This window comes from Anaerococcus provencensis (assembly GCF_000312365.2).
Taxonomy (GTDB): domain Bacteria; phylum Bacillota; class Clostridia; order Tissierellales; family Peptoniphilaceae; genus Anaerococcus; species Anaerococcus provencensis.
In genome coordinates this window covers 267,653-284,922 of sequence record NZ_HG003690.1, presented here as the reverse complement: position 1 = coordinate 284,922, position 17,270 = coordinate 267,653, and the positions used below count along the sequence as shown (strand labels likewise).

The 17,270-nt window shown below is 31.7% G+C and carries 17 protein-coding genes and 1 pseudogene; 2 read left to right on the top strand and 16 right to left on the bottom strand.

Annotation, left to right across the window (positions count from 1 at the left end):
- Positions 1-498 precede the first annotated feature (498 nt).
- The gene (gene ltrA, locus BN38_RS10120; RefSeq protein ID WP_044564990.1) at positions 499-1,752 is read left to right on the top strand and encodes a group II intron reverse transcriptase/maturase; all 1,254 of its coding nucleotides are present in this window, start codon (positions 499-501) and stop codon (positions 1,750-1,752) included.
- A 259-nt stretch (positions 1,753-2,011) separates the two neighbouring features.
- On the opposite strand, the gene BN38_RS10115 is transcribed toward ltrA, so the two are convergent.
- From BN38_RS10115 to BN38_RS10070, 11 genes are all read right to left on the bottom strand, one after another.
- Positions 2,012-3,181, bottom strand: a complete 1,170-nt coding sequence (locus BN38_RS10115) for an IS256 family transposase (RefSeq protein WP_195890876.1) — start codon at positions 3,179-3,181, stop codon at positions 2,012-2,014.
- A 104-nt stretch (positions 3,182-3,285) separates the two neighbouring features.
- On the bottom strand, positions 3,286-4,395 hold the full coding sequence (locus BN38_RS10110; RefSeq protein WP_044567517.1) for a hypothetical protein: 1,110 nt from the start codon (positions 4,393-4,395) through the stop codon (positions 3,286-3,288).
- A gap of 124 nt (positions 4,396-4,519) precedes the next feature.
- A complete protein-coding gene (locus BN38_RS10105; protein WP_044567515.1) occupies positions 4,520-5,737 on the bottom strand; it encodes a CAMP factor family pore-forming toxin in 1,218 nt (405 codons plus the stop codon).
- 172 nt (positions 5,738-5,909) lie between these two features.
- On the bottom strand, positions 5,910-6,062 hold the full coding sequence (locus tag BN38_RS11140) for a hypothetical protein (protein WP_154649927.1): 153 nt from the start codon (positions 6,060-6,062) through the stop codon (positions 5,910-5,912).
- Between the two features lie 83 nt (positions 6,063-6,145).
- Complete coding sequence (locus tag BN38_RS10100) at positions 6,146-7,060, bottom strand: helix-turn-helix domain-containing protein (protein WP_044567512.1); 915 nt, start codon at positions 7,058-7,060, stop codon at positions 6,146-6,148.
- Between the two features lie 238 nt (positions 7,061-7,298).
- Positions 7,299-7,922, bottom strand: a complete 624-nt coding sequence (locus BN38_RS10095) for an ABC transporter ATP-binding protein (RefSeq protein WP_044567510.1) — start codon at positions 7,920-7,922, stop codon at positions 7,299-7,301.
- Positions 7,919-8,659: a hypothetical protein gene (locus BN38_RS10090; protein WP_044567508.1), complete on the bottom strand. Its 741-nt coding sequence runs from the start codon at positions 8,657-8,659 to the stop codon at positions 7,919-7,921. The genes BN38_RS10095 and BN38_RS10090 overlap by 4 nt, the downstream gene beginning before the upstream one ends.
- Positions 8,656-9,456: a hypothetical protein gene (locus BN38_RS10085; protein WP_044567506.1), complete on the bottom strand. Its 801-nt coding sequence runs from the start codon at positions 9,454-9,456 to the stop codon at positions 8,656-8,658. Before BN38_RS10085 ends, BN38_RS10090 begins: the two co-directional genes overlap by 4 nt.
- A complete protein-coding gene (locus BN38_RS10080) occupies positions 9,449-10,009 on the bottom strand; it encodes a DUF5067 domain-containing protein (protein ID WP_044567503.1) in 561 nt (186 codons plus the stop codon). The genes BN38_RS10085 and BN38_RS10080 overlap by 8 nt, the downstream gene beginning before the upstream one ends.
- Positions 10,002-10,646 (bottom strand): hypothetical protein, encoded by a 645-nt coding sequence (locus tag BN38_RS10075; protein WP_044567501.1) that lies wholly within the window; start codon positions 10,644-10,646, stop codon positions 10,002-10,004. The genes BN38_RS10080 and BN38_RS10075 overlap by 8 nt, the downstream gene beginning before the upstream one ends.
- Before the next feature lie 63 nt (positions 10,647-10,709).
- Positions 10,710-11,135, bottom strand: coding sequence for a hypothetical protein (locus BN38_RS10070; RefSeq protein WP_044567499.1), 426 nt, complete (start codon positions 11,133-11,135; stop codon positions 10,710-10,712).
- Between the two features lie 220 nt (positions 11,136-11,355).
- Between BN38_RS10070 and BN38_RS10995 the strand changes: the two are divergent.
- Positions 11,356-12,344, top strand: a pseudogene (locus BN38_RS10995) (IS256 family transposase).
- 136 nt (positions 12,345-12,480) lie between these two features.
- On the opposite strand, the gene BN38_RS10060 reads toward BN38_RS10995, so the two are convergent.
- From BN38_RS10060 to BN38_RS10045, 5 genes are all read right to left on the bottom strand, one after another.
- Complete coding sequence (locus BN38_RS10060; RefSeq protein ID WP_044567497.1) at positions 12,481-13,851, bottom strand: hypothetical protein; 1,371 nt, start codon at positions 13,849-13,851, stop codon at positions 12,481-12,483.
- Between the two features lie 325 nt (positions 13,852-14,176).
- Positions 14,177-15,280, bottom strand: a complete 1,104-nt coding sequence (gene mnmA, locus BN38_RS10055; protein WP_044567495.1) for a tRNA 2-thiouridine(34) synthase MnmA — start codon at positions 15,278-15,280, stop codon at positions 14,177-14,179.
- A complete protein-coding gene (locus tag BN38_RS10050) occupies positions 15,270-16,343 on the bottom strand; it encodes a cysteine desulfurase family protein (RefSeq protein ID WP_044567493.1) in 1,074 nt (357 codons plus the stop codon). Before BN38_RS10050 ends, mnmA begins: the two co-directional genes overlap by 11 nt.
- Positions 16,344-16,581: 238 nt before the next feature.
- Positions 16,582-16,788, bottom strand: coding sequence for a transposase (locus tag BN38_RS11475; RefSeq protein ID WP_268257901.1), 207 nt, complete (start codon positions 16,786-16,788; stop codon positions 16,582-16,584).
- A partial coding sequence (locus BN38_RS10045) for a transposase (RefSeq protein WP_230197783.1) occupies positions 16,789-17,270 on the bottom strand: 482 nt, incomplete at its 5' end.

Sequence of the window (17,270 nt, the reverse complement as noted above, 5' to 3'; positions counted from 1 at the left end):
CATGTCATCAATCTGTGGTGAAAGTCCACGAAGGGCGTAGTTGCCAGCGAACCTCATAGCAATTCCCAAGGCTTGTACCGTGAGGTACAGGCGAGAAGAAGGGATAGCAAAATTGTAGCCTGACGAACAGAAACCTAATACTAAGGCTTGCACGGTGGACAAGCGAACCAAAAGTCGTGAAGTCCAAAAGGCAACCGTAAACCATGCAAGTAGATTAGGCAGGTAGACAAGGAAAGATTGATGGCTTATCCCGTGAGGTCTCACTAGCGAATAAGTAGTAGCAACGAATAGTGAGAAGTCAGCAAAAGCCATAGTAGTATTGAAGCCTTTGTAATAGAGGTGGAGCGAAGGGCTGAATAATTCAAAGTCAAATGGACTTGCAAAAGTCTGTATCCATATCCGACGAGAAAATCGTACCAAAGACGTAACGGCGGAAAAATTTCACAGGAGCTAGGAGTAAGAGGATACAGAGCATAACAAAGAAAGGAGACAATCCAAATGTCAGGACTGCTAGAACAAATACTCAGTAGAGAAAACATGTTTGCAGCACTAAACAAAGTGAAAGCAAACAAAGGAGCAGAAGGAATAGATGGAATATCCACCGAAGAAATAGACCAATATCTTAAGAACAACTGGGTAGAAATTAGAGACAAAATTCGAAGAAGAAAGTATAAACCAAAACCGGTCAGAAGAGTAGAAATACCAAAACCAAATGGAGGTGTACGCAATCTAGGAATACCAACAATAGTAGACAGAGTCATAGAACAAGCAATTGCACAAGTTCTAACACCAATAGCAGAACCACACTTTAGTGATAATAGTTACGGTTTTAGACCAAATCGCAGAGCACAACAAGCGATAGTGAAATTGCTTGAATACTTTAATGACGGATACACCTATATTGTAGACATAGATCTAGAGAAATTCTTTGACAACGTCCCACAAGACAAACTCATGACCTTGGTTCATAACCTCATACATGACCCAGACACAGAATCTCTAATTAGGAAATATCTTAATGCAGGAGTAATGATAAAAGGAAAATATGAAGAAACACCCAAGGGAACACCACAAGGAGGTAATCTATCGCCCCTTCTAAGTAACATAATGCTAAACGAATTAGACAAAGAATTAGAAGCAAGAGGGCTACACTTTGTGAGATATGCAGACGACTGCGTAATAACTGTAGGAAGTAATGCAGCAGCTAACAGAGTAATGGCATCAGTAACAAAGTGGATAGAAAAGAAACTAGGACTAAAAGTAAATGCAACAAAATCTAAAGTTACAAAACCAAGAAAGCTAAAATATTTAGGATATGGTTTTTGGAAAGACAAAGAAGAATGGAAAGCAAGACCACACAAAGAATCAATCCAAAGATTCCAAAGAAAGTTGAAACAGTTAACAAAGAGAAGCTGGTCGGTAGCAATGACTTATCGAATCAACAGACTGAATCAAGTAATTAGAGGGTGGATAAGCTATTTTAGACTAGGAGATATGAAGACGGTCCTTAGAAAGATAGATGAACGACTTAGAACAAGAATGAGAATAGTCATATGGAAGCAGTGGAAGACTAGTGAAAAACGCCTATGGGGACTTCGAAAGTTAGGAGTTCCGATGTGGATGGCAAAACAGTCAGTAGGATTTGGAGACCACTATCAAGCGGTTGCCAAAACCACAGGACTACATCATATAAACAAAGAAATCCTCGCAAAGCGAGGACTTCAAAGTTGTTTGGATTATTATTTGAATTAAACCGCTGTATGCCGAACGGCACGTACAGTGGTGTGAGAGGGGCTACATGTTAGCTCCTACTCGATTTTTTAGGATATGTAAATAATTTTGTGTATCAACCTAAATCCTGAGTAAGGGTAAGGGTTGATACATTTTTTATGTATCAATATATGTCCATTCCTATAGGAATGGAGCTTGTCTTAATTTTACACAACTTTAATAAACTGTCAAATTTTCATGAAAATTTACAGCAGATTTTATACTCGATTTTTTTACTTATTTAAAACCTCCCTTCAAAAAATATTGATAATTGTGATAAGATTTGATCCCAGCCACGTATTCTGCTTGTCCATTTACTTGAGGCATCTACCATTGCTAAATACAAACTTTTTTGTAGAGCATAGTCATTTGGAAATATGGTCTTGTTTTTAGTAACTTTTCTTAGTTGTCTATTGAAGTTTTCCATGGCATTTGTTGTGTATATTAGTTTTCTTATTCCTTCTGGATATTTGAAATACGTGGATAGTTCTGTCCAGTTGTTTTTCCAAGAGCTTACGCACATAGGATATTTCTTAGCCCATTTTTCTTCAAAGATGCCTAGATTAGTTAGGGCTAAGTCTTCTGTTGGTGCTTTGTATACTGCTTTTAAGTCTTTCATTAATTCTTTTATGTCTTTGTAGGATACATATTTTGTTGAGTTTCTTATTTGATGGATTATGCATTTTTGTATTTCTGCTTTTGGATATACTGCTTCTATGGCTTGGCTAAAGCCAGGTAGGTTGTCTGTCGATATTATTAGTATATCATCAAGGCCTCTTTCTTTTAGCTGATTTAATACTAAAAGCCAATATTTGCTTGATTCATTCTCTCCTACCCACATTCCTAGTATTTCTTTGAAACCTTCAAGATTGTATCCTAATGCAATGTATACTGCTTTCTTGACTACTATGTTGTTTTCTCTTACATGGTAGTGTATAGCGTCTAGGAATACCATAGGGTAGACTTTTTCTAATGGTCTATTTTGCCATTCTTCTATGGTTGGTAGTATTTTGTTGGTTATTTTGCTTACCATTGTTTCAGATATGCCAAATCCATAAATATCTTTGATATGACTTGATATATCTCTTGTGGTCATCCCTTTTGCGTACATCGATATTATCTGGTTTTCTATATTAGATATATCTTTTTCGTACTTTTTTAATGCTTGTGGTTCAAAAGATCCTTCTCTATCTCTTGGAATATTTAAATCTATATTTCCATAGGATGATTTAACAGTTTTTTTACTTGAACCGTTTCTTGTATTGAGTGATAATGGTTTTTCCCCATATTCATAGTCTAAATGTTCATCAAGTTCTGCCTTTAAAAGTTCTTCCATAGTGTCTCCTAGAAGTTCTTTTAACACTTCTTGAATGTCTTGAGCGCTTTGAGGCTTGTATTCTTCGATTAACATTTTTGCTATCTTACTTCCTCTTGATTCGGGCCTTTTTCTTGGCATAAAAAATCCTCCTGATTAGTTGATTTTACCCTAATCAGGAGGTTTCTATACACAAAATTTTACACAGTCTCTTTCCAAAGTGCTACTGCTGAAAGCAATGGTAGGCTTACAAGTCCTAATGAACTTACAATTCCTGTTTTAGGATTTTTGCCAGCCATTTTACCATCTTTATTTTCTTTGGTATTGTTCATTTTATTATTGTCACTAGGCTTCTTATCTTTAGTAGCATCTTTTTTGTCAGGTGTTTTCATATTATTAGATTTGTTGTCTTTAGACTTATTGTCTTTTGACTTATTTTCATCTGTAGCTTTACTTTCTGCTATCTTTTCAATCTTGGTGATTTTAGCAAATTGCGCTGGTTCGCTTGTAAGAATTTCATCTGAGTGGGTGATTTTGTACTTATCACCAACTTTTACATCATCTTTAAATTCTTTCTTCTCAACCATGTACAAGTCGCTACTATCTTCCATTAGCTCTGATCCATCTTCTTTGCTATAGTAAGCTAGGGTAACACCATTTTCATTTACTTCTTTTACCTTGTAAATATTTGTGATACTTGCAGTTTCTTTCGCTGCTTCTTCAATTTTTTCTACATCAAAAATCTTGTTAAATTGTGCAGGATATGAATTCATTACTATATCGTTGTGAGTGATTTTATATTTATCTCCAACTTTTACATCATCATCAAAATATTTTTTCTCAACCATATATTTTTCAGATTCAGATCCAATTTTTTCTACAATGACCCCTTCTTCGTTAACTTCTTTAACTTGAAATTGGCCAGTTACTTTTTCTTCTGTAGCTTCTTCTTTTGCTGCTTCTTTGATTTCATAAATTTTGCCAAATTGAGCTGGATTGGATTTTAGTATTATTCCATCACTTGTGATTTCAAATTCTTTGCCAGCTTCAAGCTTCATTTTTTCAAATGCACTTTTTTCTACTTGGTAAAGGTCATCTTCATAGCCTTTTTTGTTAAGAATTACATAGTCATCTTTGACTTCTTTTACAATATAAGATTCTGTGACTTTTTCATCCTTTTCATCCATTACTTCTTCAATTTTGCTTTCATCTTTAATTTCATCTTTTAAATCATCTGCTCTAACTTGACCAATATTTGTAATTGCCAAGGCAAGAGCTAAACTTGTTGTTAGTATTAATTTTTTCTTCATAATACCCTCCTTAACCTATACCAATAATAACACGGTACTTGTTAAGACTGTGTTAAGCTAAAAAATAAAATGACCTCCTACTTTTTTCCTTATGAAAAATCCTAGGAGGTCATTTTCTTATTTATTATTCGTCTATTTCTTCAATAGTTTCAGTTTCTATATTCTCTTCTACTAGGTTTTCTTCTTCACTTAAACTTTCATCAATAGATGCTTCTTCATTTTCGTCATAAGCTTCTATTTCATCACTTGTCTCTTCGCTAACTTCTTCTTCACTAATTTCTTCTTCGACTACTTCGCTTGGATTCTCTTCTGCTACTAGAGCAGCTTCTGCTGTTTTTATTGCAGCTAGTATCTCTTCATCAGCAGCATTTGCTTGATTTACAGTAGTTTTGCTATCGTTTAATACTCTATTTGCTTTTGCGATTGCTCTATTCAGTTCTTTTATAACAGATGAATCAACATTTCCTTTTAATTTGAAATCACGTAAGTTTTTTGCAACTTGTATGTCTTTTGCAAGAGGAGCTTTTGTAAGCTTATTTGCTGTTCTTTCTCCTTCTGGTATAGACTTATAAGCTTCATCTATTACGGTATTTAGTTCGTCTGTTATAGAGTTAACTTCACTTACTGTAGCTTGACCATTTCTTCTTACGTCTACTGCTTTTTTGATAGTCATATCTACTTCAGCAAGTTTACTTGGATCTAGTTTATATTTTAATTCCTTGTTTCTAATTGATTTGGCGTTGCTAATTGCTCTGTCAAGTTTTTCCAAGGTATAGTGAGTTCTCTTGGAATCATCAGTTAGCTTTGGCACTTGGCGAGCTTTTTCTAATGAAGCTTTCAAGTCATCAGAAGCTTTGTTTAATCCTTCAGGGCCTTCAAATAAATCAACAGCTTTTAGTAAAGCACGAGTTACAGAAAAACCAACTATAACATGAGCTTGTTGTTGGCTATCCACTAATTCTGTAGCATCTGCTGTTATAGTTTCTGCAACATTTATTAGTAGGTCAATTCTTGGGATAAGTTTTGTTCTGATTTCAGAAGCACTTACTAAGCCGTTTTTAAGAATCTTAGATGTCAAATCATAGGCATTTTTAAGAGCCTTTAGCCAATCTAATTGATTACCTGTTAGCCCACCTGCTATATTTTCAATTCCCTTAATCAAATCTCCTAGGTAGTCTAATTTAGCTACTGCGTCACCCTTATCGTTAGATTCTTCCCCAGCTGCGTATACAACACTAGTTCTTAGTGGACTGACATTTCCTGCTGTTTGGCAAGCTGGTACAATTGTGTTAGCAAGAAGTGTTACTGATAGTGCCCCGATAAATAGTTTATTGTTTTTCATTATTACTCCTTTTCTAATTAAAGTTTACTAAATAAACTTTTTATATTATAATAAAGAGGTAAACATTTAAAATTTGTTTTACTTTTGCAGAGAGTAAAATAATCGATTTGGAATATTGGCGTATTTATTCGATTATTCTACCCTCTTATTTTTTTAAAGAGTTTAATTATTGCTATACGTTTTCTACATCTTCAATTACATAAAATTGATCAATTAGATAATCATCCCATTCTGTATTAATGGCTACCTTAGTATCCTTTGCTCCAAAAAATGAAGCTATAGATAATAAAAGTGCAAAAATAAAAGTTTTCTTTAATGATTTCATTTGTCTACCTCCTTGATAGTTTTATAATACCAGCCTTAGCGAAAAAAATAAATACACATTTGCGTGTTTTCTTATTAAATATATTATCTATGATTGCTAAGCATAATGTCTACTTGCTTGGAAATACTTTCGTAGAGTGAATTTTCTGAAAAAATATTTGTAAGTGCTAAAGAGTAATTAAAACTTTCTTTGGCCTCCCTTATCTGTTCCATACCAATATGGTTTACTCCTTTTAGGTAGTAAATCATATTAAGATAATAAGTCTCCTTTATACTTTTAGCATTTGCTATAGCTATATCGCATATTTTTAAAGATTCTTTGTTATTACCGGTTCTTAAATATGTAGTAGCAACATTATAAGCAAAAATATAATAATTATCTATATCAGGGTCCAGGTATCCCTCTATTTCAAACATCATATCTCTATATAATTCAAAATTACCTTTTTTATACTCACTTATAGCCAAGGCTAGTAATATCCTCAATGAGAACTCATCATACTTATAATCTTTAAACTTATTTACTTTAAACTTGGGATTCATATCAGCCATAGCTTGCTCAAGTTCATCTGCTGGACTAGCTTCTATACTATTATCCTTTAAGGTCAAAATACCCTTAAAATAATGTTTAGTAGCGAAAAGTTCCTTTTCGTAGTTTAAATTTGTCTTAAAATCCATGGCCTCAAAAGATCTCATTAAATCTTTTGCCTTATCTAAGGAAGAATTATTGACCAAAAAATTTATATCCTTCCTTAGCTTTACCATATTGTGGTAGAGGGCCTGTTGATGGTTTATTATATCTCTTAGGTCAATATCCAAATACTCGCAAATAGGTACTAAGGTAGAAAGTCTTGGATCATTCTCTCCCTTTTCTATTCTCCTTATAGTTTCCTCAGAAATAAACATTTCTTCGGCGATTTGCTTTCTTGTAATGCCCTTTTCTTCTCTTATTTTTCTTAAATCAGATCCAATAAAGTCGTAATTATAATTAGTGGTCATATCAACCTATAACTTTCTTTACTTTGAATTTTATAATTCTTAATAGCTAAAATAAAAAACAATTTTTACTCAAAAACCTTCAATATTATTATACCATCATAAAAAAATAAAGCCGTGACAAAATTTTTTAAGTATATTATTATACACTTTTTAATTAATCACAGCAAAAAAACACCTCAAAACTAAGTTGAGGTATCTTTGCCAAAGTATACATATTCTATTTTAAGTATACAAAAACCTATTCTACTATTTTTCCATCCTTCATATAAAAAACTTTATCACAAAGTTCTTCAATTATTTCTTTCTCATGACTTGCTATTAAAATTAATTTGCCAGCTTCCTTTTCTTCTTTTATAATCTTTTTCAAGACAACAACACCTTCTTCATCAATAGCATTTGTTGGCTCATCAAATATTAGAATATTTGGAACTTCCATGATAACATTTGCTATAGCTAGTCTTTGCTTCATGCCAAGGGAATATTCTTCGTATTTTTTATCTTTTGCGTCAGTCAAGCCAACTTTATCTAAAACTTCCTTAATCCTAGCTACATCAGCAATTTGTCTAATTGATGCAATCATTCTAAGATTATCAAAACCTGATAAACCTTTTATAAAAGATGGATTTTCTAGCAATAAACCTACATCTTGTGTGATAGAGTTATTATTTAATTTTTTATTATCTACTAGTATCTCTCCTTCATCAATTGTAATTAAGCCACAAATAGCTCTAAAAAGCATGGTTTTGCCAGAGCCATTTCTACCAACAAAGCCATAAATATTGCCATCTTCTAATTTTAGATTGATATTGTCAAGTATTATATTTCCTTTGATGGTTTTTTTAAGATTATTAACTTCTATCATTTTTCATCTCCATAATAATTATATCTATTAAAATATATGTAGGAAAAGACTATCAATATTACAAGCAGAACAAATAAAAAAATAAGATTATTGGTAAATTTCAATGGTCCACCTAAAGTATCCTGCATATAAGCTAAGCTTGATTGACCAATTATATAAGGAAAATTACTTGCCATAGCGATAGCCATATTTGAAATCACCGCAAATATAGCAACCATAGTAGAACTTAGCAGAGCAATAATAATTGCTCCTATGGTAAGAATTATATTTTCTAAGGTTAGGCAAAACATAACTTCTTTAAATAAAGTAACTAGATTAGGATCATTTCCATTTTCAGAACTTATATAAATTAAAAATGGTATAGCAAAAATAGCAATTGATACAACATTAATTATAATAGAAGCAAGTATTTTTGAAAAAAAGTAATGCGTCTTTTTATCAAGTTTTAATATTGTGTATATACCATTTTCATAGTGATCTTTTATAAATATTATCAAAAGACTAATAACAGGTATAAGGTGCAACAAAAGCCACCTATCTGGTATTGTCATACCACTAATTTGTGTTATAACACCAGAATCAAAATAGGCTCCATTAAAAAAACTTTCTATCAGAGACATATCTTCCTTTAGGTCTAACGTTAAAAATACAATAAAAGTATATACAATAACTAATACAAGTAGGGGTAATAAAAATTTTTTAACTTGATACTTTAAATCTCTTATAAAAATTTTCATATAATTTCTTCCGATTTTTCTTTCTGTTTCAAATATATTATAGGTATTAGTAAGCATAATGTTAAATAAACCCAAGAAATTATATTGGAAGGCAAGGATCTATTTATAATAAGCTCTCTGAGTCCTTTTAAGATACTATTGCTATTAGTAACACTGCTATATATCATACAAATAATTGACACAATAATATCAACTGCTAAAACCACTAGGCCACCTACATATTGGTTATTTAATTTATCATTTATAATTAAAGCAAGGGAAGCTATCATACCACCAACAAAAAATACAAAGAAAAAATGTAAAATAAAAAAAACGGGTGTACAATCTACAAATAAATTTGCCAAAAACTCAAAGCCTCCAAGATTGCCACTGATATAGTTCATCGCAAAAAGTGGCCTTACCATCATCCACAAAAATAAATTTATAAAAACAGGCAATAGGGCAAATAATCCCCCGAAGATAAAATTATTTACATAAAGAGATTTTATATATGTTTTTTTAGATATTTTTAGCAAAATCTGATTGGTATATCCACTTTTCCTATCTTCAACAAGAACATCACTTAAAGGAAGAGCTGCTAGAACAAACACCAAGAACATGTAAAGTATTCCTCCAAGTCTCCAAGAACCTTGAACAAGCATATTCATATTTAGGGCAGATTGTAAAGGAAATCTATCAACATATGTAACTTCATTATTTCCTTTATAAAAGTCAAAGAAATTTATAACAATTGTAGCCACCAATAATATCAGAAATCTTTTTCTATTGATAGTTCTAATCAAATACGATTTATTCATCAAATGCTCCTAATGCAATTGTCTTATACAATATAGTTCCATTTTCTAAACAATTATTAAAGTCATCTTCATATAAAGTTTTGTCTATATAAATGAAGTTTTTATCAGTACTTTCATCTTTGCTTAAATAAAAATAAAAAACATATTCTTTTGCTTCGTTAGGCCCTATTATTAAGTCCTTATCATCATAAATAGGAAAATTATTAGACTCATCATCAATACCATAATCTAGATTTTGGATCATACCATTATCAAAGCCTTGATATAAAGTTATTAGTTCAGACACATTGGATAAATCCATATCTTTTGAAGTATTGTTTTTTATGCAAAAATTAATGGCTACTATAGGAAAACCATCAGAATCTTTCTTTGCAATTTTCTTATCAGTAACCATAATGCTTATATCATTTAAGTCCAGATATTCGTTAAGAGAGGTTTCTTCAATTTTTTGCTTTTGTGGAAATCCCTTGTTTGCCCTTACAATCAAAGCTATAACCACTAGTAAAACAATAATAAAGGGCAAAATTTTTATAAATTTATTTTTTTTATTCATTTCCAGTCACTTCCCCGACTGTACTGGCCTTTTCCATGCCATCTATTACCTTAATGTACTTATCATAAGAAGCCTTTACATCATCTTGCTTGTCTTCCAATTTTTGTATAAGTTTTTTCCCATTTCCTTCAAATGCTTCTTCTATTAAATCTAAGCTTTTAAAGTCATATTTTGAATAGCTACCATCATTAAATTTTAAAAGCACAAATTGATCATCTGTAACTATTTCGCTTAATTCTTCACTTAACTCCTGATAAAAATTTATCTCATCATTTTCATCATCATTAATACCATTAGAAGAATCTATATAATATAAGTTTTTATTAGTATTTGCCCAAGTTATAGTTTTCCCGTCATTGAAATAATAATCACTTTTATCCATTATTGTAAATTCTATACCATCATCTATTCCTTTTACCATTTCCTGTATAACACTATTATCATCAGTGTTATAAGTAATATATTTATATACTCCTTTATCTTTATGGTGCGCAATCTTATTTAGAATTTCTTTTTCATCTGGATTATTTGCTTTGCTTAAAACTTCTTTTTTATAATCTTTTGCATAACTACCATCTTTCTTAGAACATGATGTTATTAATATAAGTGATAAAATAATATATATAAACCTTTTCATAAATTATTCCTTTTTTTTATTATAAGAAGGCAAGTCTAAAAATCATTTAATTTAATATTTTACTTATTTATATGAATCTGGAGACCAAACTCCGCTGACTGTTCCCTTATCAAAACTTCCATATTTTTGACATCTTATACTAGCTGTGGATACTGTTCCCCTTGATCGAGCATCTTCTTTTATATTACTTTTTAGGTAATAAACACCAGGTCCTGTAACATAAGTAATGGGAGTAAATGTTGACGGTGAATGGTTCCCTCTAACTGCAGCTAATTTAAAACCATTACCAGTTGTCCAAATAGATTTTACATTACAATATATCGGAGACGTATCATATTTTTTCCTAGGGTCAGTAGATTGAGTGAAATAAAACCTACCAAATTCAAACTTAAAATATTTATCTTCATGGCTGTTTTCAGCACTAGAATATAATGGTATTAAAATTGCCACCATTAATGTCATCATTGTAATTCTTATAGATTTTTTCATATTTTTCTCCTATTGACCTGCTTTCTTTATTTTTATTATAGCCAAAAAAAACGTTTGTAAAATTTTCTTAACATTTTTAGTAATCCTAATTTTATTAGTTATGAATATAGAAAAAATAAATGCTTTGATAAAGTTCTTATAATTATGTAAACAGAAAAGTTCATTTGAAACCTTAACTAGTACAATGTTTTTTACCAACAAAAATACCTAGGAGGAATAAATTACCCAAATACATTTTACAATAAACACAGAAGATGTTCAAAATTTATTCAATGCATAGGTTAAAAACGATTTGTCAAAAGCTTCCTAATTAAAGAATTTAACGAGCTTATATAAAAAGAAAGGGGCGATCACTTAGAAAATAAAGCATATCAAAGAGGTCCTAACTGAAATACTCACCCTAATAGTATCTGGACAAGAGATGATAAATTTTCAACAGAAATCTTTGAAAGATATCAAAGAAATGAAAAAGCATTACTTACCACCATGTTAGAAATGTATGTTCAAGGAGTATCGACAAGGAAAGTGTCCAAAGTAATAGAAACTCTATGCGGGAAAACATACTCAAAATCCTTTGTATCATCACTAAGCAAAGAACTAGACCAAGAAGTAAAGCAATGGAGAAATAGTGACCTAAGTACAATAAAATACCCCTACCTACTAGTAGACGTAATATATATAAAAGTAAGAGAAAACAGAAGAGTAGTGTCAAAATTACGCCATATAGCAATAGGAATAAACGAAAAAGGTAATAGAGAGATTATAGGCTTTGATATATGCGATAGAGAAATTGAAAGCTCTTGGACTAACTTCTTTGAGCATCTGAAAACTAGAGGACAATCTGGACTTAAAATGGTAATATCAGATTTCCACAAAAGTCTACTAAAATCAAGAAAAATTAAAGATGAAATATTCGTAAAATACGAAAGCGAAAAGAAATTTCAAGACTTCTTAAATACTCTAATGAAGGATTTGAAGATGCTTTTGCATATTTAACTAATGATGTAATACAAAGCAAACATAGGTCAAGCAATTGTTTAGAAAAATTAAATGATGAAGTTATAAGACAATAAAAAGCAATAAGAACATTTCCTAATGAAAATTCAGCTATACGCTTAATATCCAGCCCGTTGGCTTTTGGAAACCAATTCTCATCGATATCAACGAGGGTTGTATGTAATATCATCTAAATTATATATTAAAATGTAATAGAAAATATTATTCTAGATGAATTTACACAATATTATGAACTTGACTATAAACTTATCTGCCAGTCTCTATGAGTATCACCTATTTTTAATGCCAAAAATGCCCCAAATCTAAGATTTGAGGCACTTACACTTTGTTATTTTAATGTCTTAATTGCATCTTCTACAAGTTTTTCTGAGCTTTCAACTTTTTCTTTAAGTTCTTTTTCGATGCTCTTTACAGTTTTTGGTGTTTTGTCTAGGAGCATCTTACCTGCATTTGTCATAATCATATTTTGGAAGATTGATTTTGCTAATTCTTGATCACTCATTGATTCAAGCTTTTTATCATATTTGTACTGTATAATCTTAACTATAGCAGTATCTTTATTTCCATTTTCTTTGTCAGTTAAGAACACACTATAGGCTTCTTCCATTAGTCCATTAGTTTCACCCATAAGTTTTTCTAATGATGGTTTAATATTTGCAATTGTTTTTGGACTTTGTTCTAATAGAATCGAAGCAGCTTGGTTTTGTACTAGGGCATCAAACATAGATATAGCAAGTTCTTTCATTTCGGATTCGTCATAATGATTTGCCTTTACCTTTTCAACCCTATATATTTTTCCAAATTGGGCTGGGTAAGATTTTAGTGAAACTCCATCCCAGTATATTTTATAAACATCGCCAACTCCAGCATATTTATCTAGCAACATTTTAAGCTTTATTACATACTTATTATCTGGATTGCCAACTTCTGCAAGAGTCGCCATAGGATTTTCATCCTCTTTGTTAATTTCTAATATTTCAAACTCCATTGATTCATGATCTTCCGGTATCTGATCAATTGGCATATTTTCGAACTCATCGTCCTCATCTAGAGGATCAAGTTTATCTACTCTGTATATGTGGCCAAATTTTGCTGGGAATGATGTGAAGGCAACTCCATTCCAATAAATCTTGTAACGGTTATTTACTTTTACATCGTCGTCACGGAATTGATTTAAGTCTAGTACGTATTCAATCTTTTCATTATCTTCTTGATATAGAACAGCACTTGTACCTTCTTCGTTTATTTCCTTTACAACAAATATTTCGTTTACAGCATCTTCTGGAAGCTTATCTATAGGCATATTTTCTGGTTTGTCAGATTCTACAGGATCAAGTTTTTCTACCCTATATATATGGCCAAATTTTGCTGGGAATGATGTGAAGGCAACCCCATTCCAATAAATCTTGTAACGGTTGTTGACTTTTACATCATCGTCACGGAATTGATTTAAGTCTAGTACATACTCACTGTTTTTATTGCCTTCTTCATATAGTACAGCGCTTGTACCTTCTTCGTTTATTTCCTTTACAACAAATACTTTATTCATAGCATCTTCTGGAATCTTATCTATAGGCATATTCTCTGGCGCTTCTGTGCTTGTTGCAGTTACTTCTGCATTATCACTAGCTTCTGCAACTAGTGCAGGCGATAGAGCAAAAGATATGCAAAGACCTGCTAGCAATAACTTTTTATTCATGGTTTTCCTCCTTATTCATCATCTTTTCTTTTATACATAAGATTATCACAAATGTGTTAAAATTATGTTGGTAAATATATACCCGATTATATTTCTAATAAACATTTATTCTTTATTTTTTAAACATTGCAATATCAAGGTCTATCAGAAGCACTTGTACTTAAATTATATAATTTCTATATGAAAATATAGTTATTTTTTTAGTTATATTTAGTATTTTTTAGTTAAAGTTTATTTATAATTATTAATTTTATCATCACACCTACATAGTTATTAATTGTATTTATACCAATAAAAAACTACTAGTTTCCTAGTAGTCTTAACATCAGACCTTAAGTCTCTTATCTCCGTTGTAAACTTCATCAATAATAGCTGAACCAATGCAAACTTCTCCCATGTAGAATACAGCAGCTTGTCCTGGAGTTACTGCCTTTGTTGGGTCATATGTCACTTCCACATGATTATCATCAAGCACTTTTACATGGGCATTGATATCCTGTTGCCTGTAGCGGAATTTGGCTGTACAATCAAATTCTGTTGGGATTTTTTTATTGGTAAAAGTTGAGAATTCACTTGCCAAAAGCCTATCTGAAAATAATAGTGGATTATTTTTGCCCTGGCAAACTATTAGTTCATTTTTTTCAAGATCTTTGCCACAAACAAACCAGGCTTCACCCTCTCCACCAATGCCTAGTCCTCTTCTTTGGCCTATGGTGTGATACATCAAACCCTCGTGTTTGCCTAGGATATTGCCATCTGTATCTACAATATTGCCTGGTTGGGCTGGTAAGTAATTTGATAGAAATTCATTGAAATCACGCTCTCCTATAAAGCAAATCCCAGTAGAATCTTTCTTGTCAGCAGTTGCCAACTTGTATTTGTGAGCTATCTCACGTACCTCAGATTTCTGCAATTCACCTACAGGAAACAAAACATCTTTGATTTGCTCTTGGGAAAGTTGGCTTAAAAAATATGTTTGGTCTTTGTTATTATCAAGGCCACGAAGCATGACTGTTTCTTCCCCTGATCTATCTACTCTAGCATAGTGGCCAGTTGCTACATAATCTGCTCCCAAGTTCTTGGCATAGTCCAAAAATGCTTTGAATTTGATTTCCTTGTTACACATTATATCTGGGTTTGGTGTTCTTCCCTTTTTATATTCATCTAGGAAATAAGTGAAGACCCTGTCGTAGTATTCTTTTTCGAAGTTTATAGAATAGTATGGGATTCCTATTTGGTTTGCTATAGCTACTGCATCTTCGTAGTCTTCCTCTGCAGTGCAAACGCCATTTTCGTCAGTATCATCCCAATTTTTCATAAAAATACCGACTACATCATAGCCTTCTTCTTTTAATAGTAGGGCGGCTACCGAGGAATCTACTCCCCCACTGATGCCTACTACTACTTTTGTATCTTTCTTATCTTTCATTATTTAGCCTTTCTAGGACTTCTATAACTTTATCAATATCTTCTTTTGTATTGGTATAACCAAAGGAGAAGCGTATAGAATGTCTTGCTCTATCTTCATCATACATATTGGTAATGACATGGCTTGGCAATATGGATCCAGCCCTACAAGCAGAACCGGCCGATGCACAAATTCCATTCATATCCAAATATGTTAGTAGAAAATCTGACTTATAATCACTAAAGTATAAGTTTAGCACATGGTCAGATGAATTTTCTGTAGACCCATTGATTTCATAAGAAATGTTTGACTTTTCAAGTTTTTCTATAAAATATGATTTCAATTCCTTAATATGAACTCTTTCTTCTATCATATGTGGGAAAGATTCTGCCATAGAATATGCTCCACCTACAAAAGAAGTTCCTGCACGCCTATCTTTTTCCTGCTCCCCACCTGTGATTAATGGCTTTAGATTTTCTCTCATATAAAAAATACCAAAACCATTTAGTCCACCAATTTTGTGGCCAGAAAGTGATAGAGAATCACAATGAATTTCTTCAACATCTATGTCAATATGACCATAGGCCTGGACAGCATCCACGTGAAACCAGATGTCCTTATCTTTTAGGTATTCGCCGATTTCTTTTACAGGTTGAAAGGCTCCAGTCTCGTTGTTTACATACATTATAGCCACAAGCTTAGTTTCATCGTCAATCTTTTCTTTAAGATCTCTAAGAGAAATTCTTCCATCCTGATTTGCATCAAGCAATATAGCATTATTTTTATCTATGGTATTAAGTATAGAATCATGCTCTATAGCACTTGTTATAATTTTATTATCTTTAAAAGCCCTGATAACAGTATTATTTCCCTCGCTAGCACCAGATGTAAAAACCACATTTCTTGGATCCGCACCAATTGATTGGGCAATTTTTCTCCTGGAATCTTCTAGTATTTTTTTAGCTTGTCTGCCCATAGCATGCAAGCTATCAGGATTGCCATCAAAGGCTTCCTTGTTTTTTATTATATATTCTAAAATTTCTTCTCTTTTTACAGACGTTGCTGCATAGTCAAAATATATCATATTCACCTTCTATTCTTGTGAAATTATACTATTTTTACACATTTTATCTATAAAAATGGCAAAATAATAAGGTGGTGTTGCAGAATAGGAAAATCTATTCTGCTCATCACTTTTTTTATTGTATATTTATATCAAGCCATAATATTCTGTACAGTTTTTAAACATGAGGATAAATTTTTCCACATTTTCTTTAAAATTAGGCTCAAGTAATAGAGATCCTCATTTTAATATTTTTTTCTTAGGCAGCTTTATATTTTATGATTTCTAAGTTTCTTTTTTCTATTTTTGATGATAATTTGTTTAAGTTTAGTGCCATTGACAATAGGCATATTTCACTTATTATTTTTGCTTTTCCTCTGTGGTGGAATCTATTGTAGTTTAGTCCTGATTTTATTTTGGAAAATGCTCCTTCGGATTGGATTGATCTGTTTAATCTTTCTTCTATTCATTGGGCTGATCTTATGTTTTCTAAGGATTCTTTTCTATATTTTTGGAATGTTTCTGATATGTAGATTCCTTTGGTTTTTTTACCATCTTTGTTCCAGTCGAAACACCTGTAGACTTTAGTTGTTGTTACATATCCGCTTTTTCTTTTTCTATATCTATCTTTACATCTTACGAATTCTTTACCTTCTTCTGATATGTATTTGTCTTGATGTTCATCATAGTTTAAGCTTTCCTTAAATGCTTGTTCTTTTTTATATTTCCGTGTTTTGGATTTTTCATAGTTTGATGGTTTTATGTAGGATGTTAGATTGTTCTCTGCTAGATATACATAGTTTTCTTCACTTTCATATCCTGCATCTGCTACTATTTTGTCTAGTTTGTTTGGATAGTTTTCTTGTAGTTTTTTTAAGAATGGTTTTAGGGTGTACATATCGGATGGATGGTGTGATACATTTTCTCCTATGATGAAGCCTGATGCAC